Source organism: Bradyrhizobium sp. USDA 3311 (assembly GCF_054062495.1).
On sequence record NZ_JBSSFI010000001.1, the window covers coordinates 5,537,924 to 5,563,695 of the forward strand.

At 64.4% G+C, this 25,772-nt stretch carries 23 protein-coding genes and 1 pseudogene; 20 read left to right on the top strand and 4 right to left on the bottom strand.

What is annotated here, in order from left to right:
• The 14 genes and pseudogenes from nuoG to mtnK all read left to right on the top strand — a co-directional run bounded on the left by nuoG (position 1) and on the right by mtnK (position 14,729).
• Positions 1 to 2,076, top strand: a complete 2,076-nt coding sequence (gene nuoG, locus ACVWW6_RS26485) for an NADH-quinone oxidoreductase subunit NuoG (RefSeq protein ID WP_028171713.1) — start codon at positions 1 to 3, stop codon at positions 2,074 to 2,076.
• A gap of 10 nt (positions 2,077 to 2,086) precedes the next feature.
• Positions 2,087 to 3,155, top strand: a pseudogene (gene nuoH / locus ACVWW6_RS26490) (NADH-quinone oxidoreductase subunit NuoH).
• Between the two features lie 8 nt (positions 3,156 to 3,163).
• Positions 3,164 to 3,658 carry an NADH-quinone oxidoreductase subunit NuoI gene (gene nuoI / locus ACVWW6_RS26495; RefSeq protein ID WP_007603556.1) on the top strand — a complete coding sequence of 165 codons (495 nt, stop codon included), beginning with the start codon at positions 3,164 to 3,166 and terminating at the stop codon, positions 3,656 to 3,658.
• A 137-nt stretch (positions 3,659 to 3,795) separates the two neighbouring features.
• A complete protein-coding gene (locus tag ACVWW6_RS26500; protein WP_060912423.1) occupies positions 3,796 to 4,434 on the top strand; it encodes an NADH-quinone oxidoreductase subunit J in 639 nt (212 codons plus the stop codon).
• Positions 4,431 to 4,739 (top strand): NADH-quinone oxidoreductase subunit NuoK, encoded by a 309-nt coding sequence (gene nuoK, locus ACVWW6_RS26505; RefSeq protein ID WP_008547737.1) that lies wholly within the window; start codon positions 4,431 to 4,433, stop codon positions 4,737 to 4,739. Before ACVWW6_RS26500 ends, nuoK begins: the two co-directional genes overlap by 4 nt.
• A gap of 8 nt (positions 4,740 to 4,747) precedes the next feature.
• The gene (gene nuoL, locus ACVWW6_RS26510; RefSeq protein WP_161534773.1) at positions 4,748 to 6,820 is read left to right on the top strand and encodes an NADH-quinone oxidoreductase subunit L; all 2,073 of its coding nucleotides are present in this window, start codon (positions 4,748 to 4,750) and stop codon (positions 6,818 to 6,820) included.
• A complete protein-coding gene (locus ACVWW6_RS26515) occupies positions 6,821 to 8,329 on the top strand; it encodes an NADH-quinone oxidoreductase subunit M (RefSeq protein WP_011087672.1) in 1,509 nt (502 codons plus the stop codon). It begins immediately after the preceding gene.
• A gap of 22 nt (positions 8,330 to 8,351) precedes the next feature.
• Positions 8,352 to 9,788 carry an NADH-quinone oxidoreductase subunit NuoN gene (gene nuoN / locus ACVWW6_RS26520; RefSeq protein WP_011087671.1) on the top strand — a complete coding sequence of 479 codons (1,437 nt, stop codon included), beginning with the start codon at positions 8,352 to 8,354 and terminating at the stop codon, positions 9,786 to 9,788.
• Position 9,789: 1 nt separating this feature from the next.
• Positions 9,790 to 10,596, top strand: coding sequence for a biotin--[acetyl-CoA-carboxylase] ligase (locus ACVWW6_RS26525; RefSeq protein ID WP_028171718.1), 807 nt, complete (start codon positions 9,790 to 9,792; stop codon positions 10,594 to 10,596).
• Positions 10,596 to 12,266: a ribonuclease J gene (locus ACVWW6_RS26530; protein WP_028171719.1), complete on the top strand. Its 1,671-nt coding sequence runs from the start codon at positions 10,596 to 10,598 to the stop codon at positions 12,264 to 12,266. The genes ACVWW6_RS26525 and ACVWW6_RS26530 overlap by 1 nt, the downstream gene beginning before the upstream one ends.
• Positions 12,267 to 12,329: 63 nt before the next feature.
• A complete protein-coding gene (gene mce / locus ACVWW6_RS26535; protein WP_011087668.1) occupies positions 12,330 to 12,734 on the top strand; it encodes a methylmalonyl-CoA epimerase in 405 nt (134 codons plus the stop codon).
• Between the two features lie 9 nt (positions 12,735 to 12,743).
• Positions 12,744 to 13,019, top strand: coding sequence for a DUF1467 family protein (locus ACVWW6_RS26540; RefSeq protein WP_011087667.1), 276 nt, complete (start codon positions 12,744 to 12,746; stop codon positions 13,017 to 13,019).
• A gap of 36 nt (positions 13,020 to 13,055) precedes the next feature.
• Positions 13,056 to 13,403, top strand: coding sequence for a hypothetical protein (locus tag ACVWW6_RS26545; protein WP_011087666.1), 348 nt, complete (start codon positions 13,056 to 13,058; stop codon positions 13,401 to 13,403).
• Positions 13,404 to 13,436: 33 nt separating this feature from the next.
• Positions 13,437 to 14,729, top strand: a complete 1,293-nt coding sequence (gene mtnK, locus ACVWW6_RS26550; RefSeq protein ID WP_456681613.1) for an S-methyl-5-thioribose kinase — start codon at positions 13,437 to 13,439, stop codon at positions 14,727 to 14,729.
• A gap of 13 nt (positions 14,730 to 14,742) precedes the next feature.
• On the opposite strand, the gene ACVWW6_RS26555 is transcribed toward mtnK, so the two are convergent.
• A complete protein-coding gene (locus tag ACVWW6_RS26555; protein ID WP_456681614.1) occupies positions 14,743 to 15,618 on the bottom strand; it encodes a hypothetical protein in 876 nt (291 codons plus the stop codon).
• 299 nt (positions 15,619 to 15,917) lie between these two features.
• Between ACVWW6_RS26555 and ACVWW6_RS26560 the strand changes: the two genes are divergently transcribed.
• The 5 genes from ACVWW6_RS26560 to ACVWW6_RS26580 are packed head-to-tail and all read left to right on the top strand — an operon-like array spanning position 15,918 to position 21,323.
• Complete coding sequence (locus ACVWW6_RS26560; RefSeq protein WP_456681615.1) at positions 15,918 to 17,507, top strand: ABC transporter substrate-binding protein; 1,590 nt, start codon at positions 15,918 to 15,920, stop codon at positions 17,505 to 17,507.
• 52 nt (positions 17,508 to 17,559) lie between these two features.
• Positions 17,560 to 18,483 (top strand): ABC transporter permease, encoded by a 924-nt coding sequence (locus ACVWW6_RS26565; protein WP_011087662.1) that lies wholly within the window; start codon positions 17,560 to 17,562, stop codon positions 18,481 to 18,483.
• Positions 18,480 to 19,301, top strand: a complete 822-nt coding sequence (locus tag ACVWW6_RS26570; protein WP_011087661.1) for an ABC transporter permease — start codon at positions 18,480 to 18,482, stop codon at positions 19,299 to 19,301. The genes ACVWW6_RS26565 and ACVWW6_RS26570 overlap by 4 nt, the downstream gene beginning before the upstream one ends.
• Positions 19,298 to 20,278, top strand: coding sequence for an ABC transporter ATP-binding protein (locus ACVWW6_RS26575; protein WP_456681616.1), 981 nt, complete (start codon positions 19,298 to 19,300; stop codon positions 20,276 to 20,278). Before ACVWW6_RS26570 ends, ACVWW6_RS26575 begins: the two co-directional genes overlap by 4 nt.
• Entirely contained in the window at positions 20,271 to 21,323 is a 1,053-nt protein-coding gene (locus ACVWW6_RS26580; protein WP_028171725.1) for an ABC transporter ATP-binding protein, read from the top strand. The genes ACVWW6_RS26575 and ACVWW6_RS26580 overlap by 8 nt, the downstream gene beginning before the upstream one ends.
• An 87-nt stretch (positions 21,324 to 21,410) precedes the next feature.
• Here ACVWW6_RS26580 and ACVWW6_RS26585 read toward each other — a convergent pair whose 3' ends face one another.
• On the bottom strand, positions 21,411 to 22,244 hold the full coding sequence (locus ACVWW6_RS26585; protein ID WP_456681617.1) for a hypothetical protein: 834 nt from the start codon (positions 22,242 to 22,244) through the stop codon (positions 21,411 to 21,413).
• Positions 22,245 to 22,503: 259 nt separating this feature from the next.
• Entirely contained in the window at positions 22,504 to 23,958 is a 1,455-nt protein-coding gene (locus ACVWW6_RS26590; protein ID WP_011087657.1) for a DUF1254 domain-containing protein, read from the bottom strand.
• Between the two features lie 680 nt (positions 23,959 to 24,638).
• Between ACVWW6_RS26590 and ACVWW6_RS26595 the strand changes: the two genes are divergently transcribed.
• Positions 24,639 to 24,914, top strand: a complete 276-nt coding sequence (locus ACVWW6_RS26595) for a hypothetical protein (protein WP_028171727.1) — start codon at positions 24,639 to 24,641, stop codon at positions 24,912 to 24,914.
• 107 nt (positions 24,915 to 25,021) lie between these two features.
• Here the strand turns inward: ACVWW6_RS26595 and ACVWW6_RS26600 are convergent, their stop codons facing one another.
• Complete coding sequence (locus ACVWW6_RS26600) at positions 25,022 to 25,648, bottom strand: LysR family transcriptional regulator (protein ID WP_011087656.1); 627 nt, start codon at positions 25,646 to 25,648, stop codon at positions 25,022 to 25,024.
• Positions 25,649 to 25,772: the final 124 nt, after the last annotated feature.

The window sequence follows — 25,772 nt, forward strand, 5'->3', positions numbered from 1 at the left end:
ATGACCAAGCTCATCATCGACGGCAAAGAGATCGATGTTCCGGCCGAGTACACGCTGCTTCAGGCGTGCGAGGCGGCTGGCGCCGAGATTCCGCGCTTCTGCTATCACGAGCGGCTGTCGATCGCCGGCAATTGCCGGATGTGCCTCGTCGAAGTGAAGGGCGGCCCGAAGCCGGTCGCGAGCTGCGCCTGGGGCGTGCGCGATTGCCGTCCGGGCCCCAAGGGCGAGCCGCCGGAAATCTCCACCCGTTCGCCGATGGTGAAGAAGGCACGCGAAGGCGTGATGGAATTCCTTCTCATCAACCATCCGCTGGACTGCCCGATCTGCGACCAGGGCGGCGAGTGCGACCTGCAGGACCAGGCGATGGGCTATGGTGTCGACACCAGCCGCTTCGCCGAGAACAAGCGCGCGGTCGAGGACAAATATCTCGGCGCGCTGGTCAAGACCTCGATGAACCGCTGCATCCAGTGCACGCGCTGCGTCCGCTTCTCGGCGGAAGTCGCCGGCGCGCCTGAGATGGGCGCCACCGGCCGCGGCGAGGACATGGAGATCACGACTTATCTCCAGCACGCGCTGACGTCGGAATTGCAGGGTAACCTCGTCGACATCTGCCCGGTCGGCGCGCTGACGTCGAAGCCCTATGCCTTTGCGGCCCGCCCGTGGGAGCTCGGCAAGACGCAGTCGATCGACGTCATGGACGGCGTCGGCTCGGCGATCCGCGTCGACACCCGCGGCCGCGAGGTGATGCGCGTGCTGCCGCGCATCAACGAGGCCGTGAACGAGGAGTGGATCTCCGACAAGACCCGTCACATCGTCGATGGCCTGCGCACCCAGCGCCTCGACCGGCCCTACATCCGCGAGGCCGGCAAGCTGCGCGCGGCGAGCTGGACTGAGGCCTTTGCCGCGATCGCCGCGAAAGCGGCGCGCAGCGACGGCAAGCGCATCGGCGCGATCGCCGGCGACCTCGCCGGCGTCGAGGAGATGTTCGCGCTGAAGGACCTGCTCGCCAAATACGGCTCGAGCAACCTCGCGGTGCAGGGCGGCGACGCCTTCGATCCGGCGCTCGGTCGCGGCTCCTACATCTTCAATCCGACGCTTGTCGGTGTCGAGCAGGCGGATGCGCTGCTCATCATCGGCGCCAATCCGCGCAAGGAGGCGGCCGTGTTCAACGCCCGCATCCGCAAGCGCTGGCGCTCCGGCGGCTTCAAGGTCGGCGTGATCGGCGCCAAGGCCGACCTGACCTATGACTACGACCATCTCGGCGCAGGCACCGAGACGCTCGGCGAGCTCGCGGCCGGCAAGCACTCCTTCATGGACGTGCTGAAGAATGCCAAGAACCCGATCATCCTGGTCGGCGCGGGCGCAGCCTCGCGTCACGACGGTGCCGCCATTCTGGCCGCTGCCGCCAAGCTCGCGATGGATGTCGGCGCGGTCAAGGACGGCTGGAACGGTTTCGGCGTGCTGCACGAGACCGCCTCGCGCGTCGGCGCGCTCGACATCGGCTTCTCCGCCGCGGCCGGTGGCCTGAACGCCGCGCAGATGACGACCTTCGGCACGCTCGACCTGCTGTTCCTGCTCGGCGCCGACGAGATCAAGGCGCCGGACGGCACCTTCGTCGTCTATATCGGCACCCATGGCGACCGCGGCGCGCACCGCGCCGACGTGATCCTGCCAGCCGCCGCCTACACCGAGAAGTCCGCGATCTACGTCAACACCGAGGGCCGCGTGCAGATGACGGGACGTGCCGCATTCCCGCCGGGCGAAGCCCGCGAGGACTGGGCGATCGTCCGCGCGCTGTCGGAAGCGCTCGGCAAGAAGCTGGGCTACGACTCGCTTGCCGCGCTGCGCCAGGCGATCTTCAAGGCGGTGCCGCATCTGATCCGGCTCGACCAGATCGAGGCAGGCAGCGCCGACCAGATCAAGAAGCTGGCGGGCAAGGGCGGTTCGCCCGAGAAGGCGCCGTTCAAGCCCCTGGTCGACGACTTCTATTTGACCAACCCAATCGCGCGTGCGTCCGCCGTGATGGCGGAGTGCTCGCGGCTTGCCTCCGGGCAGATGCTGACCGCAGCGGAGTGAGCGTGATCTGATGGAATTCTTCGAAAGCGCATTCTGGACCGGTTTCCTCTGGCCGCTGATCATCATGGTCGCGGAGAGCGTCTTGGTGCTCGTCGTCCTCTTGGTCGCGATCGCCTACATCCTGCTCGCCGACCGCAAGATCTGGGCGGCGGTGCAGATCCGCCGCGGTCCGAACGTGGTCGGCCCCTGGGGCCTGCTGCAGTCCTTCGCCGACCTTCTGAAGTTCGTGCTGAAGGAGCCGATCATCCCGGCCGGCGCCAACAAGGGCGTGTTTCTCCTTGCTCCCTTGGTCTCATGCGTGCTCGCGCTTGCCGCCTGGGCGGTGATCCCGACCAATCTCGGCTGGGTGATCTCCGACATCAATGTCGGCATCCTCTTCATCTTCGCGATCTCGTCGCTGTCGATCTACGGCATCATCATGGCCGGCTGGTCGTCGAACTCGAAGTATCCGTTCCTGGCCGCGCTGCGCTCGGCGGCGCAGATGGTGTCCTACGAGGTCTCGATCGGCTTCGTCATCATCACGGTGCTGCTCTGCGCCGGCACGCTGAACCTGTCGGCCGTGGTCGAAGCGCAGCATGTCCGCGGCCTCGCCAGCCTGATCGGGCTGCCGCAGCTCACCATCCTGAACTGGTACGTCTGGCCGCTGTTCCCGATGTTCGTGGTGTTCTACGTCTCGGCGCTGGCGGAAACCAACCGTCCGCCGTTCGACCTCGTCGAAGCCGAATCCGAGCTCGTCGCCGGCTTCATGGTCGAGTACGGCTCGACGCCGTATTTGCTGTTCATGCTCGGCGAGTACGTCGCGATCGTCACGATGTGCGCGATGGCGACGATCCTGTTCCTCGGAGGCTGGCTGCCGCCGGTGGACCTGCCGCCCTTCAACTGGGTGCCGGGGATCATCTGGTTCTCGCTCAAAGTCTTCTTCATGTTCTTCCTGTTCGCGATGGCGAAGGCGATCGTGCCCCGCTACCGGCTACGATCAACTGATGCGCCTCGGCTGGAAGGTCTTCCTGCCGCTGTCGCTGGCGATGGTGATCGTGGTGGCCGGTGTGCTGCACTTCGCCGGCATCGCGCCGAAGTGAGGGCCGTCATGGGTATCAACATCAACGCCACTGCACGCTCGCTTCTGCTGTCGGAATTCGTCTCGGCGTTCTTCCTCGCCATGCGTTATTTCTTCCAGCCGAAGCCGACGCTGAACTATCCCTTCGAGAAGGGCCCGATCTCGCCGCGCTTCCGTGGCGAGCATGCGTTGCGCCGCTATCCCAACGGCGAGGAGCGCTGCATCGCCTGCAAGCTGTGCGAAGCCGTGTGCCCGGCCCAGGCCATCACCATCGAGGCCGGTCCGCGCCGCAACGACGGCACCCGCCGCACCGTGCGCTACGACATCGACATGGTGAAGTGCATCTATTGCGGCCTCTGCCAGGAGGCCTGTCCGGTCGACGCCATCGTCGAAGGTCCGAACTTCGAGTTCGCGACCGAGACCCGCGAGGAACTGTTCTATGACAAGGCCAAGCTGCTCGCCAACGGCGACCGCTGGGAACGCGAGATCGCGAAAGCGATCGAGCTCGATGCGCCGTACCGGTGAGATGAGAGCATGATCCTTCCCGCCACCTCCTCGTCATTCCGGGGCGCGCAAAGCGCGAACCCGGAATCTCGCGCCACAACCTCTAGATTCCGGGTTCGCGGGCTTTGCCCGCGCCCCGGAATGACGGGGAATGTCCAATGATCCTTCCCGCGCTGTTCTTCTATCTCTTCGCCGGCGTCTGCGTCGCCTCGGCGGTGATGGTGATTGTCTCGCGCAATCCCGTGCACTCCGTGCTGTACCTGATCCTGGCCTTCGTCAACGCCTCCGGCCTGTTCGTGCTGATGGGCGCCGAGTTCCTCGGCATGATGCTGATCGTCGTCTATGTCGGCGCGGTCGCGGTGCTGTTCCTGTTCGTGATCATGATGCTCGACGTCGACTTCCTCGAGCTGCGCGAGGGCTTCATCGAGTACCTGCCGGTCGGCCTCGTCATCGGCGGCATCTTCCTGTTCGAGCTGCTGCTCACCGTCGGCTTCTGGGTCATCAACCCCGGCGTCTCCAAGACGATCACAGCGGCGATCCCGACCAACGTGTCCAACACCGAGGCGCTCGGCCTCGTGCTCTATACGAAGTACGTCTACTACTTCCAGCTCGCGGGCATGGTGCTGCTGGTCGCCATGATCGGTGCCATCGTGCTGACGCTGCGCCACAAGGCGAGCGTGAAGCGGCAGGACATCAACGTTCAGAACGCGCGCACGCCCGACATGGCGATGGCGATGCGCAAGGTGGCGCCGGGGCAGGGGCTCTCGGATGCCGATGCGGCGGAGTGGGTGAAATGACGATCGGGCTCGGACACTACCTGGCGGTCGGCGCGATCCTGTTCACGCTCGGGATCCTCGGCATCTTCCTGAACCGCAAGAACATCATCGTCATCCTGATGTCGATCGAGCTGATCCTGCTCTCGGTCAACATCAATCTCGTGGCGTTCTCGACCTTCCTCGGCGATATCGTCGGCCAGGTCTTCGCGCTTCTGGTGCTGACGGTCGCTGCTGCTGAAGCTGCGATCGGTCTCGCCATCCTGGTGGTCTATTTCCGCAACCGCGGCTCAATCGCGGTTGAGGACGTCAATCTGATGAAGGGCTGAGCTCAGTCATGGTTCAGGCAATCGTATTCCTGCCGCTCCTGGGCGCCATCTTGGCCGGCCTGATTGCGCTGTTCGGCGCTCATGCCCGCAACCCCTCAGGCGACGAGGTCGAGCATCACGGCGACCACGGTCACGGCGATGCGCATGCGTCCGCGGCCCATGACGACCATGGCCACGACGATCACGCTCACGATGACCACGGACCGGTCGAGCCTGCAGCGGCAGGCTCGCGCGCGGCGGAGCTGATCACGACGGGACTGCTGTTCGTGTCGGCGGTGCTGTCCTGGATGACGCTGGTCGATGTCGGCTTCATGCACCACGACATGCGGATCCCGCTGTTGCCGTGGATCCTCTCCGGCGACCTCCAGGTCTACTGGACGCTGCGGGTCGACACGCTCACCGCCGTGATGCTGGTGGTGGTGACGACCGTGTCCTCGCTCGTGCACCTCTATTCCATCGGCTATATGGACGAGGATCCGTACCGGCCGCGCTTCTTCGGCTATCTCTCGCTGTTCACCTTCGCCATGCTGATGCTGGTGACGGCGGACAACCTCGTGCAGCTGTTCTTCGGCTGGGAGGGCGTGGGTCTCGCCAGCTACCTGCTGATCGGGTTCTGGTACCAGAAGCCGTCGGCGAACGCCGCCGCCATCAAGGCCTTCGTGGTCAACCGCGTCGGCGACTTCGGCTTCGCGCTCGGCATCTTCGCGATCTTCATGCTGGTCGGCTCGACCGATTTCGAGACGATCTTCCACGCCGCGCCCGGCCTCACCGGCAAGACCATCAACTTCCTCGGCTGGCACGCCGATGCGCTGACCCTGACCTGCCTCCTGCTGTTCATGGGCGCGATGGGCAAGTCGGCGCAGTTCCTGCTGCACACCTGGTTGCCGGACGCGATGGAAGGCCCGACCCCGGTCTCCGCGCTGATCCACGCCGCGACCATGGTCACCGCCGGCGTGTTCATGGTGGCACGCCTGTCGCCGCTGTTCGAGCTCGCCCCGAACGCGCAGGCCGTCGTGATGTTCTTCGGCGCCACCACGGCGTTCTTCGCCGCGACCATCGGCCTCGTCCAGAACGACATCAAGCGCATCGTTGCCTACTCGACCTGTTCGCAGCTCGGCTACATGTTCGTGGCGATGGGGGCAGGGGCCTATTCGGTCGGCATGTTCCACCTGTTCACGCACGCCTTCTTCAAGGCACTGCTGTTCTTGGGCTCCGGCTCGGTGATCTACGCGATGCACCACGAGCAGGACATCCGCAATATGGGCGGCCTCTGGAAGAAGATCCCCTACACCTACGCGGTGATGGTGGTCGGCACGCTGGCCCTGACCGGCTTCCCGCTCACTGCCGGCTACTTCTCCAAGGATGCGATCATCGAATCGGCCTACGCCTCGCACAATCCGTTCGCGATCTACGGCTTCCTGATGACGGTCGTCGCCGCCGGCCTGACCTCGTTCTACTCCTGGCGCCTGATCTTCAAGACCTTCCATGGCGAGCCGCATGACGAGCATCACTATGAAGCCGCGCATGAGGCCCCGCTCTGGATCCTGATCCCGATCGGCGTGCTCGCGGTCGGCTCGATCGTCGCGGGCTTCCCGTTCAAGGAGCTGTTCGCCGGTCACGGCGTCGAGGAGTTCTTCCGCGAGTCCGTGAAGATGAACCCGCACATCATCGAGGAGATGCACCACATCCCCGAGACCATCGCCTTGCTGCCGACGGTGATGATGGTGCTGGGCTTCCTGGTCTCGTACCTGTTCTACATCCGCCGGCCGTATCTGCCGGTCGAGCTCGCGAACACGCAGCCGATGCTGTACCAGTTTCTGCTCAACAAATGGTACTTCGACGAGCTGTACGAGGTCATCTTCGTCCGTCCGGCGAAGTGGATCGGCTACCAGCTCTGGAAGAAGGGCGACGGCTTCATCATCGACGGCCTCGGTCCCGACGGCGTCTCGGCCCGCGTGCTGGACGTCACCCGCAACGTCGTGAAGATCCAGACCGGCTATCTCTATCACTATGCATTCGCCATGCTGATCGGCGTCGCCGGCCTGATCACTTGGTTCATGTTCGGCTTTGGAGGCCAGTAAATGACGACCTGGCCCATTCTATCGGTCACCACGTTCCTGCCGCTGGTCGGCGCGCTGATCGTCTATCTCACCCGCGGCGACGACGAGGCGGCGCGGCGCAACTCGCGCTGGATCGCCCTGTGGACCACGCTGATCACCTTCGCTGTGTCGGTGATCCTGGTCATGCGCTTCGATCCTTCGAATGCGGACTTCCAGTTCGTCGAGAAGGCGAACTGGCTCGCCACCGGCATCACCTACCACATGGGCGTGGACGGCATTTCGCTGCCCTTCGTGATCCTGACCACCGCGTTGATGCCGATCTGCATCATCGCGAGCTGGAAATCGGTCACGAGCCGCGTGCGTGAATACATGATGGCGTTCCTGATCCTGGAAACGTTTTTGGTCGGCACCTTCGCCGCGCTCGATCTCGTGCTGTTCTACCTGTTCTTCGAAGGCGGCCTGATCCCGATGTTCCTGATCATCGGCATCTGGGGCGGCCCGCGCCGGGTCTACGCGTCGTTCAAGTTCTTCCTCTACACGCTGCTCGGCTCGGTCCTGATGCTGCTCGCCATCATGGCGCTGTACTGGAACGGCGCCACCACCGACATCCCGACCCTGATGCACACAGCCGTGCCGCGGTCGCTGCAGACCTGGGCGTGGCTCGCCTTCTTCGCATCCTTCGCGGTGAAGATGCCGATGTGGCCGGTGCACACGTGGTTGCCCGATGCGCATGTCGAGGCGCCGACCGCCGGCTCGGTGGTCCTGGCCGCGATCCTCTTGAAGTTGGGCGGCTACGGCTTCCTGCGATTCTCGCTGCCGATGTTCCCCCTCGCGTCGCACGACTTCGCGCCGCTGATCTTCACGCTCTCGGTCATCGCCATCATATACACCTCGCTGGTGGCGCTGATGCAGGAGGACATGAAGAAGCTGATCGCGTACTCTTCAGTGGCGCATATGGGCTTCGTCACCATGGGCATCTTCGCCGGCACCTTGCAGGGCGTCGCCGGTGGCGTGTTCCAGATGATCTCGCACGGCATCGTCTCCGGCGCGCTGTTCCTCTGCGTCGGCATCGTCTACGACCGCATGCACACCCGCGAGATCGCGGCCTATGGCGGCCTCGTCAACCGGATGCCGCTCTACGCGCTGACCTTCATGGTCTTCACCATGGCCAATGTCGGTCTGCCCGGCACGTCCGGCTTCGTCGGCGAGTTCATGACGCTGCTCGGCACCTTCAAGACCTCAATCCCGACCGCGTTCTTCGCTTCGACCGGCGTGATCCTGTCGGCGTGCTACGCGCTCTGGCTCTACCGCAAGGTCGTGTTCGGGACGCTGGTCAAGCCGTCGCTGATGACGATCAAGGATCTCACCTTCCGGGAGTGCCTGACGCTGTTCCCGCTGATCGCGCTGACGATCCTGTTCGGCATCTATCCGAAGCCGGTGCTCGACATGTCGGAGGCCTCGGTCCAGCAACTCGTCAACAATTACAACACCGCTGTGACGGCCGTGAAGGCCGCCGCACTGCTCCATTGATCGGGCAGGTCAGGATATCGCCATGAGCTTTGAGACTGCAGGTTATCAACTGGCGCCGGTGCTGCCCGAGCTCGTGCTCGCGGTCGGCGCCATGGCGCTTCTGATGCTCGGCGCGTATCGCGGGCAGGAGACCACAAAGACGGTCACGACGCTGGCGATCCTGCTCCTGATCGTGGTCGGCGTGCTCGAATACATGCTGCCCGCGGGCAAGCAGGTGACCTTCGGCGGCAGCTTCATCGTCGACGACTTCGCCCGCTTCATGAAGATCCTGGCCCTGATCGGCTCGGCGGTGACGCTGGTGCTGTCGACCGAGTTCCTGTCCGACCCGTCGCGCCGCATCTTCGAATACGCCATCCTGGTGCTGCTCTCGACCCTCGGCATGATGGTGCTGATCTCGGCCGGCGATCTGATCTCGCTCTATCTCGGCCTCGAATTGATGTCGCTGGCGCTCTACGTCGTGGCGAGCTCGAACCGCGACAACGCCAAGTCGACCGAAGCCGGCCTGAAGTACTTCGTGCTCGGCGCGCTGTCCTCGGGCATGCTGCTCTACGGCTCCTCGCTGGTCTATGGCTTCACCGGCACGGTCAGCTTCACCGGCATCGCGGCAACCGCGACGACCGCGAATGTCGGCCTCGTCTTCGGTCTCGTCTTCCTGCTCGCCGGGCTCTGCTTCAAGGTCTCGGCCGTGCCGTTCCACATGTGGACGCCCGACGTCTACGAGGGCGCCCCGACGCCGGTCACCGCCTTCTTCGCCTCGGCGCCGAAGGTGGCCGCGCTCGCCGTCTTCACCCGTGTCACGCTCACCGCTTTCCCGGGCATCGTCTCGCAGTGGCAGCAGATCCTGGTGTTCGTGGCGATCGCCTCGATGGCGCTCGGCTCCTTCGCCGCGATCGGCCAGAGCAACATCAAGCGCCTGATGGCCTATTCCTCGATCGGCCACATGGGCTTTGCCCTGGTCGGCCTTGCCTCCGGCACCGTCGAGGGTGCGCAAGGCGTCCTGATGTACATCGTGATCTATGTCGCGATGACGCTCGGCTCGTTCTCGATCATCCTCGCCATGAAGCGCAACGGCCAGGCCGTGGAGCAGATCAGCGATTTCGCCGGTCTCTCGCGTACCAATCCGCTGCTCGCCTTCATGTTCGCGATGCTGCTGTTCTCGCTCGCCGGCATTCCGCCGCTCGCCGGCTTCTTCGCCAAATGGTACGTCTTCGTCGCGGCCATCAAGGCGAACCTGTTCACGCTCGCCGTGATCGGCGTGCTCTCCAGCGTGGTGGGCGCCTACTACTATCTCGCCATCGTCAAGACGATGTATTTCGACGAGCCGGCCGGCCAGGTCGACCCGGTGCGCGTCGAGGTGAAGACGGTGCTGGCGGTCGCGGGCCTGTTCAACATCCTGTTCGCGCTGTTCGCGGGCCCGGTGGTGAGCGTCGCCTCCGCCGCCGCAAAGTCGCTGTTCTAGGATGGGATTCGCGCTCGGTCCTCGCGCACTCTCTGCGGGCTACAAGCTCGCGGCTTTCGAGCGGACCGGCTCGACCAATACCGAGGCGATCGAGCACGCCAGGGGCGGCGAACCCGGCCCGATGTGGTTCGTCACATCGGAGCAGACCGCCGGCCGCGGCCGGCGCCAGCGCGCCTGGATCGCGCCGCGCGGCAATCTCGCCGCCAGCATCCTCGAAGTCATGACTGTTCCGCCAGCCGTCGCGGCCACGCTCGGCTTTGCGGCGGGGCTCGCGGAGGAGGCGGCCCTCGAGAAGGTGAGCCTGGAGGCCGCGCTGCGCCTCGGCGAGGGCCGTCCCCGCTACGCCCTGAAATGGCCGAACGACGTGCTTGCCGACGGCAAGAAGCTCGTCGGGATCGGGCTCGAGGCCGAAGTCATCGGAGACCGCCTCGCCGTCGTCGTCGGCATCGGCACCAACGTCGTCGCCGCGCCGGAGGGCACGCCGACGCCCGCGGTGTCGCTGGCCGCGCTTGGCGTCCAGATCAGCGCGGAGGAGCTGTTTTCCGCCCTGTCCGATGCCTGGGTCGAGTTCCGCGGCATCTGGGACAATGGCCGCGGCTTTGCCGAGATCCGCAAGCTCTGGCTGGTGCGGGCCGCCGGTCTCGGCGAGAGGGTTGCGATCAACACGGGAACGACGACGCTCGAAGGCATTTTCGACACGATCGACGACGCCGGTTGCCTGATCGTCCGCACTGCTGACGGCCGACGCCTGCCGGTGGCGGCCGGCGAGGTGTTCTTCGGCTCGGCCGCCTCAGTGGGAGCTGCGTGATGGCGAAGCCTGACGAACTGGTCTTTGCGCCGCTCGGCGGCGTCGGCGAGATCGGCATGAACCTGTCGATCTACGGCCTCGGCAACCGCCAGCAGCGCGCCTGGCTCGCGGTCGATCTCGGTGTCTCCTTCGGCGACGAGGAGCATCTGCCGGGCATCGACCTGATCATGCCCGACATCAGCTTCCTGGAGAAGGAACGCAAGAACCTGATGGGCCTGGTGCTGACCCACGCCCATGAGGACCATTTCGGCGCCATCATCGACCTCTGGCCGAAGCTGAAATGCCCGATCTATGCGACCCAGTTCAGCGCCGCGCTGTTCGAGGCCAAATGTGCCGCCGAGCGCAACGCGCCGAAGATCCCGGTGACGGTGGTGCCGTCGGGAGGGCGCGTCGATATCGGCCCGTTCAACGTCGAGTTCATCCCGGTCGCGCATTCGATACCGGAGTCGCACGCGCTGGCCATCCATACCGAAGCCGGCATCGTGCTGCACACCGGCGACTGGAAGATCGACCCGACCCCGATCATCGGACGCCCGACCGACGAAAAGCGGCTGCGCGAACTGGGCGACGAGGGCGTGCTCGCCCTGATCGGCGATTCCACCAACGCGGTGCGCGACGGCCGCTCGCCCTCCGAAGCCGAGGTTGCCAGGACCATCGCCGGGCTGGTCAAGGCCGCCAAGGGCAGGGTTGCCGTGACGACCTTCGCCTCCAACGTCGCGCGCATCAAGGCGGTGGCGGATGCGGCGCGGGCCGCCGATCGCGAGGTCGTCGTGGTCGGACGCGCCATGGACCGCGTGTCGCAGGTCGCGCGCGAGACCGGCTATCTCGACGGGGTGCAGAACTTCCGCTCGATCGACGTCTACGGCCATCTGCCGCAGGACAAGGTGCTGGCGCTCTGCACCGGCAGCCAGGGCGAGGCCCGCGCGGCGCTGGCGCGCATCGCCAATGACGACCATCCGGAGATCACGCTCAACCGCGGCGACTGCGTGATCTTCTCCTCGCGCACCATTCCCGGCAACGAGAAGGCGGTCGGTTCGATCATCAACAACCTGGTGCTCCAGGGCGTCGAGGTCATCACCGATCGCGACGCCCTGGTCCACGTCTCCGGCCATCCCCGCCGCGACGAGCTGCGCGACATGATCGCCTGGGTGCGTCCGCAGCTCCTGATCCCCGTCCATGGCGAGGCCCTGCACCTGCACGAGCACGCCAAGCTCGCGCGCGCCGCCGGCGTGCCGCGCGTCCTGGTCTGCCGCAACGGCGACCTCGTCAAGCTCGGTCCCGGCGATCCCGGCATCGTCGGCGAGGTGCCCTCGGGCCGTCTCTACAAGGACGGCACGATCCTGGAGGATTCCAAGTCCCGCGCGGTGGTCGAGCGCCGCCGCATGGCCTTTTCCGGCTGCGCTTTCGTCGCCATCGCCATGACCGCGCAGGGCGAGCTTGTCGACGAACCCGAGGTCGATCTCGTCGGCGTTCCCGAGAAGAACAGGGCGGGCGAGGCCTTTGACGACCTGGTCTTCGAGGCCGTGATGTCCACGATCGAGGGGCTGCCGAAAGCGCGCCGCCGCGATCCGGACGCGCTGGCCGAGTCGGTGCGACGCGCGGTCCGGGCCGTGATCAACGAACATTGGGGCAAAAAGCCCGCCTGTCTGGTACATGTGCTGACAGTCTGATTGAGGCATGGTCTTTTCGGAAAGGCGCTTGCTTTTCCGGATCGTGCTCTGAGGGAGAGAAACATGCTGGGTCGGCTCAACCATGTCGCGATCGCGACCAAGGATGCCGTCAAGGCTGCAAAAATCTACGGCGCCGCGTTCGGGGCGCAGATATCGGAGGCGGTCGCGCTGCCCGAGCATGGCGTCACCACGGTGTTCGCGACACTGCCCAACACCAAGATCGAGTTCATCGAGCCGCTCGGCGAAGCTTCTCCGATCGCAAAGTTCCTGGAGCGCAACGCGGACGGCGGCATCCACCATGTCTGCTACGAGGTCGTGGACATCATCGCCTCGCGCGACACCTTGGTGAAGGAGGGCGCCCGGGTGCTCGGCGACGGCGTGCCGAAGATCGGCGCCCACGGCAAGCCGGTGCTGTTCCTGCACCCGAAGGACTTTTCCGGCGCGCTGGTCGAAATCGAGCAGGCGTAAGGCCGTCCCATGGCCATCCAGATATCGACCGCGATCGCGATCTACTTCGTCATCTGGTGGGTCGCGCTGTTCCTGACGCTGCCGTTCGGCGTGCGCAGCCAGCACGAGGACGGCGTGGGCGCGCCCGGCACCGATCCCGGTGCGCCGATCCTGACGCGGATGGGACGCAAGCTGATCTGGACCACGATCATCTCGGCGATCATCTACGGCGCGGGCCTTGCCGCCTATCACGCCGGCTATCTCTCGATCGAACGCCTGTCGAAATTGATGGGCATGCCGTTCTAGACGTTCTTTGCTGACGATATTGTTTTGGGGGAACGAATGACTTTTCAGAGGATCGTCGTTGCGCTTCTGGTGCTGATCGTCGCCGGTCTTGGTGCCATCGGCTATTTCGAGTGGAAGATGGCCGTCCAGGTGCGAACGCTGAAGGCGTTCGTCGAGGGCTATGTCTTCAACGAGGCCGTGATGGCCTGCGAGCAGGCCAAGAGCTCGACGCCGTTCAAGTGGAACGGCGGCAAGAGCACCTCGGTAATCGGGCTGAACTCGGTCAAGCTGGACAAATACAACGTAAGCGCCAGCTACACGCTGGTGGCGGACGGCGTCTATTGCGATTACGATCCGATCAAGAGAAAGGCCGGGATCGGCTCGAGCTTCCTGGAGCGGGAGTAACGATCCGGCCCATATTTATGGGGTAGGATCGTCATGACCGGGGACCGGGCAGGGGACTATCGGATTCTGCATGAGGCGGCGCTGCGGGACTATCTCGCGGGCCTTCCGGACCTCAAGGCGCTGCTCGGCGGCGATCCCGCATCCTGGGAGATCACCGAGGTCGGTGACGGCAATCTCAATCTCGTCTTTATCGTCAAGGGCGACCGCGGCGGCGTCGCCGTGAAGCAGGCGCTGCCCTATGTCCGTCTCGTCGGCGAGAGCTGGCCGCTGCCGCTGTCGCGGGCCCATTACGAATATCTCGCTTTGTCGCGGCAGGCCGAGCTCGCGCCCGGCCTCGTGCCGGCGCTGCTGCATCACAACGAGAAGCTTGCGCTGACGGTGATGGAGCTGCTCGAGCCCCACATCATCATGCGCAAGGGGCTGGTCGCGGCGACGCAATACCCGCGCTTCGCGGGCGACATCACCACCTTCATGGCGCGCACGCTGTTCTTCACCTCAGACCTCGCGCTGTCCGCGGCCGAGAAGAAAGAGGGCATCGCCGCGTTCGCCGGCAACCATGCGCTGTGCAAGATCACCGAGGACCTGATCTTCACCGATCCCTACCGCATCGCCGAGCAGAACCGCTGGACCGCGCCTTACCTCGACGGCCTGGCCGCCTCGTTGCGCGACGACATGGACCTGCATGTCGCGATCTCCCGCCTCAAGCTGAAGTTCATGGCAAGCCCGGAGGCGCTGCTCCACGGCGATCTCCACACCGGCTCGATCATGGTCACGGGCAGCCAGACGCGGGTGATCGACCCGGAATTCGCATTCTATGGACCGATGGGGTTCGACGTCGGCGCCGTGCTCGCCAATCTGCTGATGGCCTATTTCGCCTCCGCCGGTCACGAGCGCGCGCCGGGCGAGCGGGCCGCGTTCGAGGGCTGGGTGCTGGAGACGGTCGAGCAGGTCTGGACCGCGTTCGCCGGCAAATTCCTCGACCTCTGGCGGAGCCATGCCGCCGGCGATGCCTTTCCGGCCTCGCTCTTCGCCGGCGAGAATGGCGCCGCGCGCCTCGAGGCGGAGCGGCAGGCCTACATGCAGCGGCTGTTCGCGGACACGGTCGGCTTTGCCGCAGCCAAGATCATCCGCCGCATCTTCGGTCTCGCCCACAACATCGATTTCGAGCTGATCGAAGACCCGAAGAAGCGCGCGATCAGCGAGGCCCGCGCGGTGCGGCTGGCGAGGGCGATGATGGTGGAGACGGGGGCGTTTCGGACGATCGCTGACGTCACAGGCGCCGCGCGAAAGCTGCGCGACTGGATGCCGGAGTTTGCGAACGGCTAGAGGCCGATGCGCTTCAATAAAGCCGCATCGGCAGCAGGACGCCGTCTGTGCCGGCCAGCAGACCCCAGGTCTCGTTGGCCGCGACCTCGAACTCCCGGCTCGCTGCCGCACCGCCGTCGACCTTGAGCGTGACCTTGTATTTGCCGGGCGGCAGATCGATCTTCTGACTGTCCGGTATTTCGGCTGCGGCAGCGTCGGAGTTCGTCAAGTTCTCGCCGGCGTGTGCCGCCAGCTTGATGGTCTGGTCGGCAACGGTGATGACCGCCCCCTCGTCCGACTCGTTGCCGAGCATCAGCTTTGCCTGCCTCGGCCTCGGCAGGAGGCCGGCATTCGCGATACCCGGCTTGCGCAGCGAAAGTTCGGCGATTGTCCTGTCGTTCTGACGGGAAAGCCGGAGCAGGACCGGTCCACGGGCCGTCGTGAAGGTGATCACGGCCCGGTTTGGTTCGACCACCGTCTCGATCCAGCCACGCTTGCCGAGCTCGGCGCGATAGAAGCCGAGCACCGCCGCGAGATCGCGCGGGGTCTCGGCGTAGACCGACGTGATGAACGGCGAATTCTTCGCCGTAGCGATGCTCCAGCTCTCTGGCAGTGGCAGACCGGTGCCCTGGGAAACCCTGGCTTCGAAACCCGCACCTGCGCCCCGCGCGACCGCTCCGACGGGGATGCTGAGCAGTCGTTCGACGAAATTATCCGGGGTGTCATGGCCCCGGACCGCCCACCCCGTTTCGTCAAGATAGTCGTTCACGCCGGTGGTGCGACTCCAGCCGAACCGGATGCTGTCCGCCTCGCTGTACCGGCCGAGGCTGGCCGCGACCGGGCTTGCCAGCACGGCCGTGGCGGCGACCAGGCCGCCGATAAGCAAAGCACCCAGCGTTCGGCTTTTCATGTCCGGATTCCCATCTCGACGAGATCACTGGGCTGAAGGCCCTTGTCCTGAGCTTGGTCGCATCGATCACGCCGGACGTTCACCGCTCGTAGATCGTTGTTTCCGCTTCCGATTCTCGACGGGTTGAGAGGGTCGCCGCAAGCTACGGCTTCACCTGAGGGCTCGCCCCCCCGGGCGGGCGTCTCGAACGAAGCGTTGCAAGGAACTGCGGCATCCAAGGCGAAAAGAGGAGCTTGCACTCGACGTGCCGCGAGTGGTCAACTCCGCGACTGGAATATGCCTGCAGTGCCGGAGGGGACATGATGTTCAGGATTGTGGCGATCGTCGCTGGGTTGGGACTGGCGCTCGCCGGATCGGTGGAGGCTCAGACTCCGCGCAAGGGCGGAACCATCCGGATGACGGCGCCCTACGGTTCCAGCTTCACCAGCCTGGACATTCACACCACGCAGCGCGCCCAGGACGAGATCTACGCCAAGGCGCTGCATCGGTCGCTCTACATCTGGAATTCCGCGGAAGGAAAGCCCGTCCTGGAACTTGCCAAGGAGGACGTGGTCTCGGGCGGAGGTCTCGTTCACACCTTCAAGCTGCGTGACGACGCCTATTTCCACAATGGCCGCAAGATGACGGCCGACGACCTCATCTGGTCCTACAACCGCATCATGGACGGCGCCAAGGCCTATCCCGGCGCGCGCTTTGTCCGCGTGATCGAGGGCGCCGCCGCGGTCGAGAAGGGCCAGGCCAAGGAAATCTCCGGCCTGAAGAAGATCGACGACTTCACCCTCGAGATGAAGCTGACCGAGAAGGTTGATCCGGGCTTCTACTTCTTCACCGCGCTGACCTCGATCTATCCCGCCGACGAGGCCGCGAAGGATAGCTTCATCCAGAAGCCGATCGGTCTTGGACCGTTCAAGTTCGTCGAGCACGTGCCGGGATCGCGCATCGTGCTGGAGCGGTGGGACCGCTTCTACAAACCCGGCAAGCCCTACGCCGACAAGGTCATCGTGTCGGTCATGGGCGAGGCCGCGGCGCGCGATGTCGCCTTCCGCAACAAGGAGATCGACACCTCGGTGCTGGGACCTGCGCAGTATGTCGCCTACCAGTCCGACGCCGACCTCAAGGGCACCATCGTCGAGGTCGCCGAGGTCTTCACGCGCTACATGGGGATGAACACCGCGTTCAAGCCGTTCGCCGACAAGCGCGTCAGGCAGGCGATCAACTATGCGATCGACACCGACCTGATCATCAACAAGCTGGTCAAGAACAAGGCCTATCGCGCCACCAGCTGGCTGCCGCTGACCTCGCCGCTCTACAACAAGACCATGAAGCCCTACGCCTTCGATCCGGCCAAGGCCAAGCAGCTGCTGGCTGAGGCCGGCTATCCCTCTGGCTTCGAGTTCGAATGGACCACCAGCCAGAACGAGAGCTGGGGTTTGCCGATCGTCACGGCCGTCATCCCGATGCTGGACAAGGTGGGCATCAAGGCGAAGGTCAAGCAGGTCGAGACGGCGGTGCTGGCGGAGGTGGTTCGCAGCGGCGACTACCAGGCCTTCATCTATTCCCAGCAGACCGGCCCGGATCCCCAGGCCGCGCTGAAATGCTTCCACTCGTCGACGCCGCAATCGGCGTGCAACTACATGAACTTCAAGAACGCCGATTTCGACAAGTTGATCGACGAGGCCGGGCAGACCGACGACGCCGCAAAGCGCGGCCAGCTGCTGCAAAAGGCCAATGCGCTGCTCTACGAAGAGGCGCCGGTCTGGTTCTTCAACTACAACAAGGCGGTCATGGCCGTGCAGCCGTGGCTCAAGGGCGTTCAGCTGAACGCGACCGAGCTGACCCATCAGAACGTCGAAGACCTCTGGGTCGACGAGACCTCGCCCGCGAAGTGACACGCGCTCCCTCCATCGCAACGTCAGATGGAGAGAGCGAGGAAAAGTGCCGATGCTCTCCTTCCTGATCCGTCGCCTCCTGCAAACCATTCCGACCGTGCTTGCCGTGGTGATGCTGGTCTTCGTGCTGTTCAGCGTGGTTCCCGGCAGCATCGTCTCGACCATGAGCGACGACAGCGATCCGCAGGTCGAGGCGCGCATGAAGAAGCAGCTCGGCCTCGACGAGCCCGTCTACCTGCGCTTCGGCTCCTACATCGCGAAGCTCGCGACCGGTGACTTCGGGACCTCGTTCCGGACGCGCGAGCCGGTCACGACCATGATTGCCAAGCGGATGGGGCCGACCCTGCAATTGATCTTCGCGTCCATGGCATTTGCGGTCGCGATCGGCGTGCCGCTCGGCTTCGTCGCGGCGTTGCGGCCTGGTGGTGTCGTCGACAGCGCGGCGATGGTCGTGGCGGTGTCGGGTCTTTCAATGGCCAAGTTCTGGCTCGGACTGCTGCTGATGTACCTGTTCGCGTTGAAGCTCGGCTGGCTGCCGAGTTTTGGCTATGGCGATGGCGGCCTCAAAAATCTGATCCTGCCGGCCGTGACACTCGGCGTTTCGCCGATGGCGCTGCTGGCCCGGACGACGCGCGCCGCAGTCCTCGAGATCATGCACGCCGACTTTGTCCGCACGGCGCGATCGAAGGGCATGAGCGAGACGCGCGTCGTGAAGTGGCACGTGATGCGCAACGCGCTCGTCCTGATTCTCACGACAATGGGCCTGCAATTCGGCGCGCTGATGGGGCAGGCGGTCGTCGTCGAGAAACTGTTCTCCTGGCCGGGCATCGGCTCGCTGCTCGTCGACAGCGTCCTGCAACGCGACATTCCCGCCGTCCAGGGCTCCATCCTCGTGGTGGTGCTGTTCTTTCTCGCGATCAATCTGCTGATCGACCTGCTTTACGGCGTGATCGATCCCAGGATCAGATACGCATGAAGCTCCGCGCCAATCTCGTCATCGGTGGTGCCTTGTTCGCGCTTGCGATCCTGGTCGGCTTGCTCGCACCCTGGCTGGCGCACACCGATCCCGTCCTGGACGCCAATTTGATGAATGCGGAAGAGCCCCCGAGCTGGACCTGGTGGTTCGGGACCGACGGGCAGGGCCGTGACATCTATTCCCGCGTCGTCTACGGCGCGCGCATCTCGCTGACGGTTGGCATCGTCTCGCAGCTCATCAACAGCGTCATCGGCGTGGCACTGGGCCTGAGCGCCGGCTATTGGGGCGGCTGGTGGGACGATGTCGTCAACGGACTGACCAATCTGATGCTCGCGATCCCCTCGCTGATCTTCGCGCTGGCCATCATGGCGGTGCTTGGACCAGGCCTGACCAGCCTGCTCATCGCACTCGGGCTGACCAACTGGTCCTTCACCTGCCGGATCGCGCGGGCCTCGGCGCTGTCGCTGAGGAGCCAGGGCTACGTGCAGGCGGCAACCGTGCTCGGCTACGGCGATCTGCGGATCATGATCACGCAGCTCCTGCCGAACATGCTCGGACCCATCATCGTCATCGGCACGCTTGGGATGGGCAGCGCGGTCTTGTCCGAAGCAGCCCTTTCGTTCCTCGGCCTCGGCGTCCGCCCGCCTTTTCCGAGCTGGGGCAGCATGCTGTCGGAAGCCCGCGACCAGATCACGACGGCGCCGTGGCTCTCGGTCTTTCCGGGCCTTGCCATCTTCCTGACGGTGCTCGGCCTCAACCTGCTCGGCGACGGCCTGCGCGACATTCTCGATCCGCAATCGCGGAGCCGGCGCACATGACGGGCCCGCCGCTGATCGAAGTCGAGGATTTGCGCATCGATCTCGACGACGGATCGCGGCGCGTTGCGGCGGCCGAGGGCATTTCGTTCCGCATTGATCGTGGCGAGACGTTCGGCCTGGTCGGCGAATCCGGATGCGGCAAGAGCATCACGGCGCTCGCCTTGATCGGCCTGTTGCGGCCGCCGCTGTCGATCGGCGGCGGCGCCATCCGGTTTGAGGGGCGGGAGATCCAGCACCTTTCCGCGGCCAGGCAGCGGGAGCTGCGCGGCAATCGCATCGCCATGATCTTCCAGGAGCCGATGACGGCGCTCAATCCGGTCTCGCCTGTGGGGCGGCAGATCGCCGAGATGTTCGTGCTGCACCAGGGCAAGAGCTGGCGGGAAGCAGACCGGCTGGCGGTCGAGGCGCTCGCGAGTGTCCGCGTCCCCGCGCCCGAGCGACGCGTCAGGGATTACCCGCACCAGCTGTCGGGGGGCATGCGCCAGCGCGTGATGATCGCGATCGCGCTCGCATGCGGCCCGGACCTTCTGATCGCCGACGAGCCGACCACCGCGCTCGACGTGACCGTGCAGGCCGAAATCATCGAGCTGATGCGGAATCTGTGCGCCGAGCGAGGAACGGCCATCCTGATGATCAGCCACGATCTCGGCCTGGTCGCCAATGTCTGTCGCCGCGTTGCCGTCATGTATGCCGGCCGCATTGTCGAGGAGCGCGGCTCGGCCGATATCTTCCGGGCGCCCTCGCACCCCTATACGCAAGGCCTGGTCGACTCGCTGCCGCGGCTGGGCAGCCGCGCGGCGCTTGGCCGTACCAGGCTCCAGGAGATCGCGGGCGTCGTGCCGGCGATCACGGCTTTCCCTGATGGCTGCAGGTTCAATCCGCGTTGCGCGCGGGCGACCGATATTTGCCGGACCGCGGCGCCGGAGACGACACGGCTGGACGCGGGCGGTCTGGTGAGGTGTCACCACCATGCATGAACCGCAAGAAAGGCCTGGTGAGGGGAGGCCGGATGACGATGTCATTCTCAGCGTCGAGGATCTCGCGGTTCATTTTCCGCTGGGAGGCGGCTTGCTGGGCCGCGGCCGGCGGCTGCTCCGTGCCGTCGACGGTGTCGATCTCAGGCTGAAGCGCGGCGAATGTCTCGGCCTCGTCGGCGAGTCCGGCTCCGGCAAATCGACGGTCGCATTGTCGATCCTTGGTCTGTTGGGGCCGACGCGCGGCCGCATCGTGCTGGACGGACAGGTCGTGACGAACAGGCAATCCGGCGATCGCAAGGCGCTGGCCCGCATCGTGCAGATGGTCTTCCAGGATCCGTACGCCTCGCTCAACCCGCGCCAGACCGTTCGTCGCACGCTTGAAGATCCGCTGCGGGTGCATGGCGTCACCGCCGCAAGCGAGATCGAGGACCGCGTTGCGACCATGCTCAAGCATGTGGGATTGCGCCCCGAACAGGCGGGCCGCTACCCGCATGAATTCTCGGGCGGCCAGCGCCAGCGCATCGGCATTGCGCGTGCCCTGATCCTCAACCCCAAGATCGTCATCTGCGACGAACCCGTGTCGGCGCTCGATGTCTCGATCCGCGCCCAGATCATCAACCTGCTGCTGGAACTAAAGGAGACGCTCGGCCTGTCCTACATCATGATCAGCCACGACCTCGGCGTGGTCGAGCACATGAGCGACCGCGTCGCCGTGATGTATCTCGGCCGCATCGTGGAGAATGGCGACTGGCGCGAGATCTTCGAACGGCCGGCGCATCCCTATACGCAAGCCCTGATCGCAGCCATCCCCGATCCGCTGCGCCACGCACCGCTCGCGACGACAGGGGGCGATCTTCCCAATCCGCTCAATCCGCCGAATGGATGCGCGTTCAGCCCGCGCTGTCGTCACGCCGAAGCCGTGTGCCGCCAGGAGCCCGGTCCGTCGCTGGAGACGCGTCCCGACGGGCACGCGGTGCGGTGCTGGCGGGCTGACGAGATTGCGGGGCAGGCGGCATTGGCCTCGACCGAAAGCGGACATCCCTAGAATGGAGGGCGCGTCCGTTGCCGGATCCCAAGTTCGCCGGCTGCCAGCGCTAGCAGCGTCAATTTCTGTGGAACGTCGATGCCCGCTTTAGTGCGCTGACCATGGCCATGAGATTGACGGTCGCGGCTTCTTGGCCTCGGGCCGCTCCGGGGTTCGCGCCGGCCTTTGCGCTTGGACGACATTGGCCGACTGCCGCGGACGTGGCAGCGGTATGTCAGGCACCGCTTTGGGCTCTTCAGAGCTCAGCGTTGGTGGCGCTTCGGGCATCGTCTTTGGTTCTTCGGGGCTCGTCGTTGGTGACGTTTCGGGGATTGCCTTTGGCTGTGAAGCGTTGGCGATGACGCGGGCGAGTTGGTCCTGACTTGCGTTGAGCCGCTCGGTGAGCGTCTGGCTTTCGCGCGCCATTTGCATCTGATCGGCCTTGATCTGGAAGATGATGCCGTTGTTGCGCTCCGATTCCTCTCGACTCGCCCTGAGTTGGCTTGCCAGATTTTCATTGTCGCGGATCAATTGTTCCTGCCTCGCCTTAAGCTGTTCGACCGTTTGGCTCAAGGCAGCGAGATCACGCGCCATCGGTTGAAACTGCTGCGACAACTCGGAACGCAGGACAACGGCGCTCGGCACGACCGCCTCCGGCGCGGCGCGAGCCAGAGGTGCTGGGTCGGAGGGAGGCATCTTTGCTGCATCAGCGGAGAATGACCACCACCAGGCAACCACACCAAGGGATGCCGCCAACAGGAATCCGACGGAAGCCACATATCGCCAATCCGCCTGAAGCGTTGCGAGGGTGATGGGGGACCGCTCGATGCTGATCGGCGCGGCCGAAGAACTGACTCCTGCTTCGCGTGCCAGGTTCGACAGTTGCTCCTCCAAGCTTGCGATCTGCCCTTCCACGAGCCTGTCGTCTAGCATGGAGTTCATTTGATGCTCCGTATCAAAATGCAATGGCAATCGCGTGAGAGCGATCCGCGCTACGGCGAGCGAACACTCAACGCATCGGTTCTTGGGCCTGCGAGGATTGTTTCTTGCCAGCCGCTCGGTGTTGATTTTTAACGCAGCCGAGGAGGGCGGAACTATGTTCGTACTTGGAGAACTATGGAAGGAGTGCTGACCCTTCACCGCCTGCTTCGCGTTCGCGCGGTCGGACGCCGGCGCCGAAGCGCCGGCGTGCCGCCAACTTTTATTGGGCAGAAATGCCCACCGTTGTTTGCGACTTCACAACCGGCGGCGGATTCCATTTGCCGGTCAGCGCTTCCGACTTCGGCGCGTACAGGCGCATGGTCAGATTGAACGGCGCCTTCGGTGCAGGAAGCCAGTTGGCTTCGAGCTCCTTGCCGGGGCTCGCGTTCTGGAAATAGAGGTCGAGCGATCCATCCGCATTGTACTTGAACGGCATCCAGCTGGAGACCGCAAAACGGTTCAGCGTGTTGCCGACCTGGAAGCCGTCCTGATCGTAGAGCGTGATCGACCAGAACGCGTTGACAGGCGGCGTGGCGCCCTTCTCGAAGGTGACGGTGTATTTGTTCGCGCCATCGAGCGGCTTACCGGTGTCGTCGGCGAGATTGAGCGGATAGATGGCATCCTCGACCACGTTGGCGCCAAGCCCCTGCTGCGCGACAATGGCCCGCTTCAGGTAGTAGTTGCCGTAAACACCCATCGTGTCGGTGTTCATCCCCCAGCCGTTGGCAACCCGCGCCAGCGTCGGCACCTTCCAGGCCATCAGCTTCTGCGCGTCCTGCGGTGCGGTCTCCAGCGCCCTTTGCACGGCCGGGTCGAGCTTGCCGATGTCAAAGCTCTTGCCGGGCTCGATGCCGATTTTCTTCATCTGCGCGAGGATCGGTTCGTCGGTGACGTGAGGCGGATGCAGCTTCAGCAATTCCGCGGCATAGGCGAAATACACCCCCGCCGTCATGGTATCGACCTGCGTCTTTGGCGGCGTCTTCATGTCGACGCTTGGGTCCGGCTTGAATTCGACCGGCCTGGGCGTTTTGCCATACTCGGAAAGCAGGGTGACCTTGTAGCCGGCCTGGATCTTGTGGACCGCATCATAATCCGGCGGCCCGTCCGTCTTTGTCCGGCCGATCAGCCAGACGTAGGGCGTTGGCGCGTCGATGCGCTGGGTGTCTTTTGGAAGCTTGAACTCCTCGGCGAATCTGTCCCGCAGATCCGGCCGCCAGTTCGCCGGCGCCACCAGGAACGTCCCGGCCTTGGTGCCCGTCGTGCGCCAGCCCGGCGATGCGAAGACGTCCGTCCACATGTCGAGCATCGGCAGCAGATAGTAGCGCCCATCGGTATCCGGTGCTGAGATGACAACCGGCTCCTTGGTCATGTCGAGCCAGGAGGCCGAATACAGCGTATCGAAGTTGGACCGCACCACGCCTTTGAAATCCGCCGGCGGGTATTCGGGCACGTTGACGAACGTGTTCATCGGTCCCCTGAAATCGGTCGTGCCGTTGGTGAATTGCTTGCGGGATACATCCATCGACATGATGGAGTAGAAGTAAACATAGGCGTCGACCGCGATGGCGTGCGCCTCCTGTTCGGTGATCGGCGGCGCCGATTGAGCCAGTGCTGCGGGTGCCGTCGCCGCACCAAGGCAGAGAGACAATGTCAGTGGCAGGAATCCTCGAAACATCTCGAACCTCCTCTGCTGATGATTGATCTGGATTTACGGCTTCGTTCAATTCTCCTTGTCCAACGTCAGAATCGTCTCGCCTCTCGTGACGGTCGAGCCCGGCGAATTTTCGATCAGTTGATCCACATCATATCGCCGGGACCTCGACCCACGCGTCGCGCGCGTTCCCCGCGTCTTCGTTCGTCTCAATGACAGGGTGGAGGCGGGGCTGCCGCGTTCTGGGCGAACGCTGTTTCGGTCCCGCGCAACGGCGCGGTTACGGTGAGCATTCCGAAAATCTGATTCAGTATTGTGTTACGCATGACATCATTCCTTGTACAAAAAACTACGGAACGACTTGAAACACTCGTGCTTGGGCGCGCCATTGCGAGGCAATGTGCAATGCATCAAACGCCTGACGGCGTATTCGGAAATCGAAACGAGGCGTGGTGGAAACGTTGCAACGAGGCGATTATAGATAGTTCTGGAAAGCTCCTTGCGAATGGAACGCTAGCACAACCGCCCAGTGAGGACCAGCCTTGGTCGTTATTTTGTGCCTCTACTTCGTCGCGCTATGGGCCGGCGTGGAGGCGAACCGGAGCACGCCGCGCTAAGGTGGGGGTCGGGCGCGGACAACGCCGGTGTTTCTGCTATAGTGCGACATTCGAACTCGCGGGGCGGCCGCTTCAAGGGTTGAAATCATGCACAGAGCATCTGGATCATTACTGTTTGCCATCGCTTTTATTCTTCTTGGTCCGCAAGCGCGCGCGCAGCAACTTCCGGCCGAAACGATTCAGGGAATGCTGGCGGCCCAGATCCGCACACAAGGCTTCACTTGCGAAAAGCCACTCGGCGCAAGGAAGGATGCGAAGTTGTCTCGACCTGATCGCGACGTTTGGGTTCTGAAATGCAGCAACGCCATGTACAGGATCTCGCGCGTTCCCGACATGGCGGCAAAGGTCGAACCGCTCCGCTGAACTCGACGCTCTCTACGGATTGGCGCCGTGATGGAATTGCGCCGGTGTTTTGCCCGACGTGTCGAACGTCCTGGCGGCGAGGGCTCAAGCCATGCCTCACGGTCGTCTCAGCTCCCGCTGATGCCGACCAGGCGAGGGCGGCGGTTTGCGAGCGGGTTCTCGGCCGGCAGGGCGCGCAGCCATTCGCGAAAACTGACGATCTCGGGACAATCCGCGGTGCCTTCAGGCGCGATCAGCCAATCGCCGAGGCCCGACCCCTCGTTGAGCCGGTCGCAGCGATAGCCCGGATGGCGGCTGAGGCCGCGGGCAATCAGCAGGTCCACCTTGCCCTCGACCAATTCGTGCAGGCCGGCGGGCTGCAGCACCCGCAAACCGATGTCCGCATGCGCGCTGCGAAACTCCGCCAGATCGAGGCGGCGCAGGTCGAAGCTGCCATGGACTCCCAGTTGCAGCAGCACAGTACCTGACGGTTTCAATTGCGAAGTCGCCTCCGCAATATGGCGAAAGCCTTCGGAGACCCCGGGCAGATAGGCCTGACCGGCCGCCGTGAGGATGAGCTGCTTGTGCAGCCGCTCGAACAGCTGCACGCCGAGGCGTGCCTCCAGCGCCTTCACCTGCTGCCCCACGGCGGCGGGTGTCACGTGTAGCTCGTGGGCGGCGAGCTTGAAGCTGAGATGCCGTGCGGCGGCCTCGAAGGCGCGGAGCGCGTTGAGCGGGGGAAGGGCGTAGGTCATTGCGCCGCAGTTTGACACCGATGGGCCGTGGCCTTGCAATAGATTTTCTTGCGCTGAACCGCAGGAATGATGCTTTGCGCCGAGGCGATGTCGCCGGATACGGTCAGCCCGCAATCCGGAGAAA

What these genes read in the sequence shown, in the direction of transcription:
- ACVWW6_RS26500 (WP_060912423.1), top strand. Translation starts at nt 3,796, where the DNA reads ATGATCCTTCCCGCGCTGTTCTTCTATCTCTTCGCCGGCGTCTGCGTC.
- ACVWW6_RS26570 (WP_011087661.1), top strand. Translation starts at nt 18,480, where the DNA reads ATGAAGCTCCGCGCCAATCTCGTCATCGGTGGTGCCTTGTTCGCGCTT.
- ACVWW6_RS26580 (WP_028171725.1), top strand. Translation starts at nt 20,271, where the DNA reads ATGCATGAACCGCAAGAAAGGCCTGGTGAGGGGAGGCCGGATGACGAT.
- ACVWW6_RS26585 (WP_456681617.1), bottom strand. Translation starts at nt 22,244, where the DNA reads ATGAACTCCATGCTAGACGACAGGCTCGTGGAAGGGCAGATCGCAAGC.
- ACVWW6_RS26590 (WP_011087657.1), bottom strand. Translation starts at nt 23,958, where the DNA reads ATGTTTCGAGGATTCCTGCCACTGACATTGTCTCTCTGCCTTGGTGCG.
- ACVWW6_RS26530 (WP_028171719.1), top strand. Translation starts at nt 10,596, where the DNA reads ATGGCGAAGCCTGACGAACTGGTCTTTGCGCCGCTCGGCGGCGTCGGC.
- nuoI (WP_007603556.1), top strand. Translation starts at nt 3,164, where the DNA reads ATGGGTATCAACATCAACGCCACTGCACGCTCGCTTCTGCTGTCGGAA.
- nuoN (WP_011087671.1), top strand. Translation starts at nt 8,352, where the DNA reads ATGAGCTTTGAGACTGCAGGTTATCAACTGGCGCCGGTGCTGCCCGAG.
- ACVWW6_RS26575 (WP_456681616.1), top strand. Translation starts at nt 19,298, where the DNA reads ATGACGGGCCCGCCGCTGATCGAAGTCGAGGATTTGCGCATCGATCTC.
- mtnK (WP_456681613.1), top strand. Translation starts at nt 13,437, where the DNA reads ATGACCGGGGACCGGGCAGGGGACTATCGGATTCTGCATGAGGCGGCG.
- nuoL (WP_161534773.1), top strand. Translation starts at nt 4,748, where the DNA reads ATGGTTCAGGCAATCGTATTCCTGCCGCTCCTGGGCGCCATCTTGGCC.
- ACVWW6_RS26555 (WP_456681614.1), bottom strand. Translation starts at nt 15,618, where the DNA reads ATGAAAAGCCGAACGCTGGGTGCTTTGCTTATCGGCGGCCTGGTCGCC.
- nuoK (WP_008547737.1), top strand. Translation starts at nt 4,431, where the DNA reads ATGACGATCGGGCTCGGACACTACCTGGCGGTCGGCGCGATCCTGTTC.
- ACVWW6_RS26560 (WP_456681615.1), top strand. Translation starts at nt 15,918, where the DNA reads ATGATGTTCAGGATTGTGGCGATCGTCGCTGGGTTGGGACTGGCGCTC.
- ACVWW6_RS26595 (WP_028171727.1), top strand. Translation starts at nt 24,639, where the DNA reads ATGCACAGAGCATCTGGATCATTACTGTTTGCCATCGCTTTTATTCTT.
- mce (WP_011087668.1), top strand. Translation starts at nt 12,330, where the DNA reads ATGCTGGGTCGGCTCAACCATGTCGCGATCGCGACCAAGGATGCCGTC.
- ACVWW6_RS26545 (WP_011087666.1), top strand. Translation starts at nt 13,056, where the DNA reads ATGACTTTTCAGAGGATCGTCGTTGCGCTTCTGGTGCTGATCGTCGCC.
- ACVWW6_RS26525 (WP_028171718.1), top strand. Translation starts at nt 9,790, where the DNA reads ATGGGATTCGCGCTCGGTCCTCGCGCACTCTCTGCGGGCTACAAGCTC.
- ACVWW6_RS26540 (WP_011087667.1), top strand. Translation starts at nt 12,744, where the DNA reads ATGGCCATCCAGATATCGACCGCGATCGCGATCTACTTCGTCATCTGG.
- nuoG (WP_028171713.1), top strand. Translation starts at nt 1, where the DNA reads ATGACCAAGCTCATCATCGACGGCAAAGAGATCGATGTTCCGGCCGAG.
- ACVWW6_RS26565 (WP_011087662.1), top strand. Translation starts at nt 17,560, where the DNA reads ATGCTCTCCTTCCTGATCCGTCGCCTCCTGCAAACCATTCCGACCGTG.
- ACVWW6_RS26515 (WP_011087672.1), top strand. Translation starts at nt 6,821, where the DNA reads ATGACGACCTGGCCCATTCTATCGGTCACCACGTTCCTGCCGCTGGTC.
- ACVWW6_RS26600 (WP_011087656.1), bottom strand. Translation starts at nt 25,648, where the DNA reads ATGACCTACGCCCTTCCCCCGCTCAACGCGCTCCGCGCCTTCGAGGCC.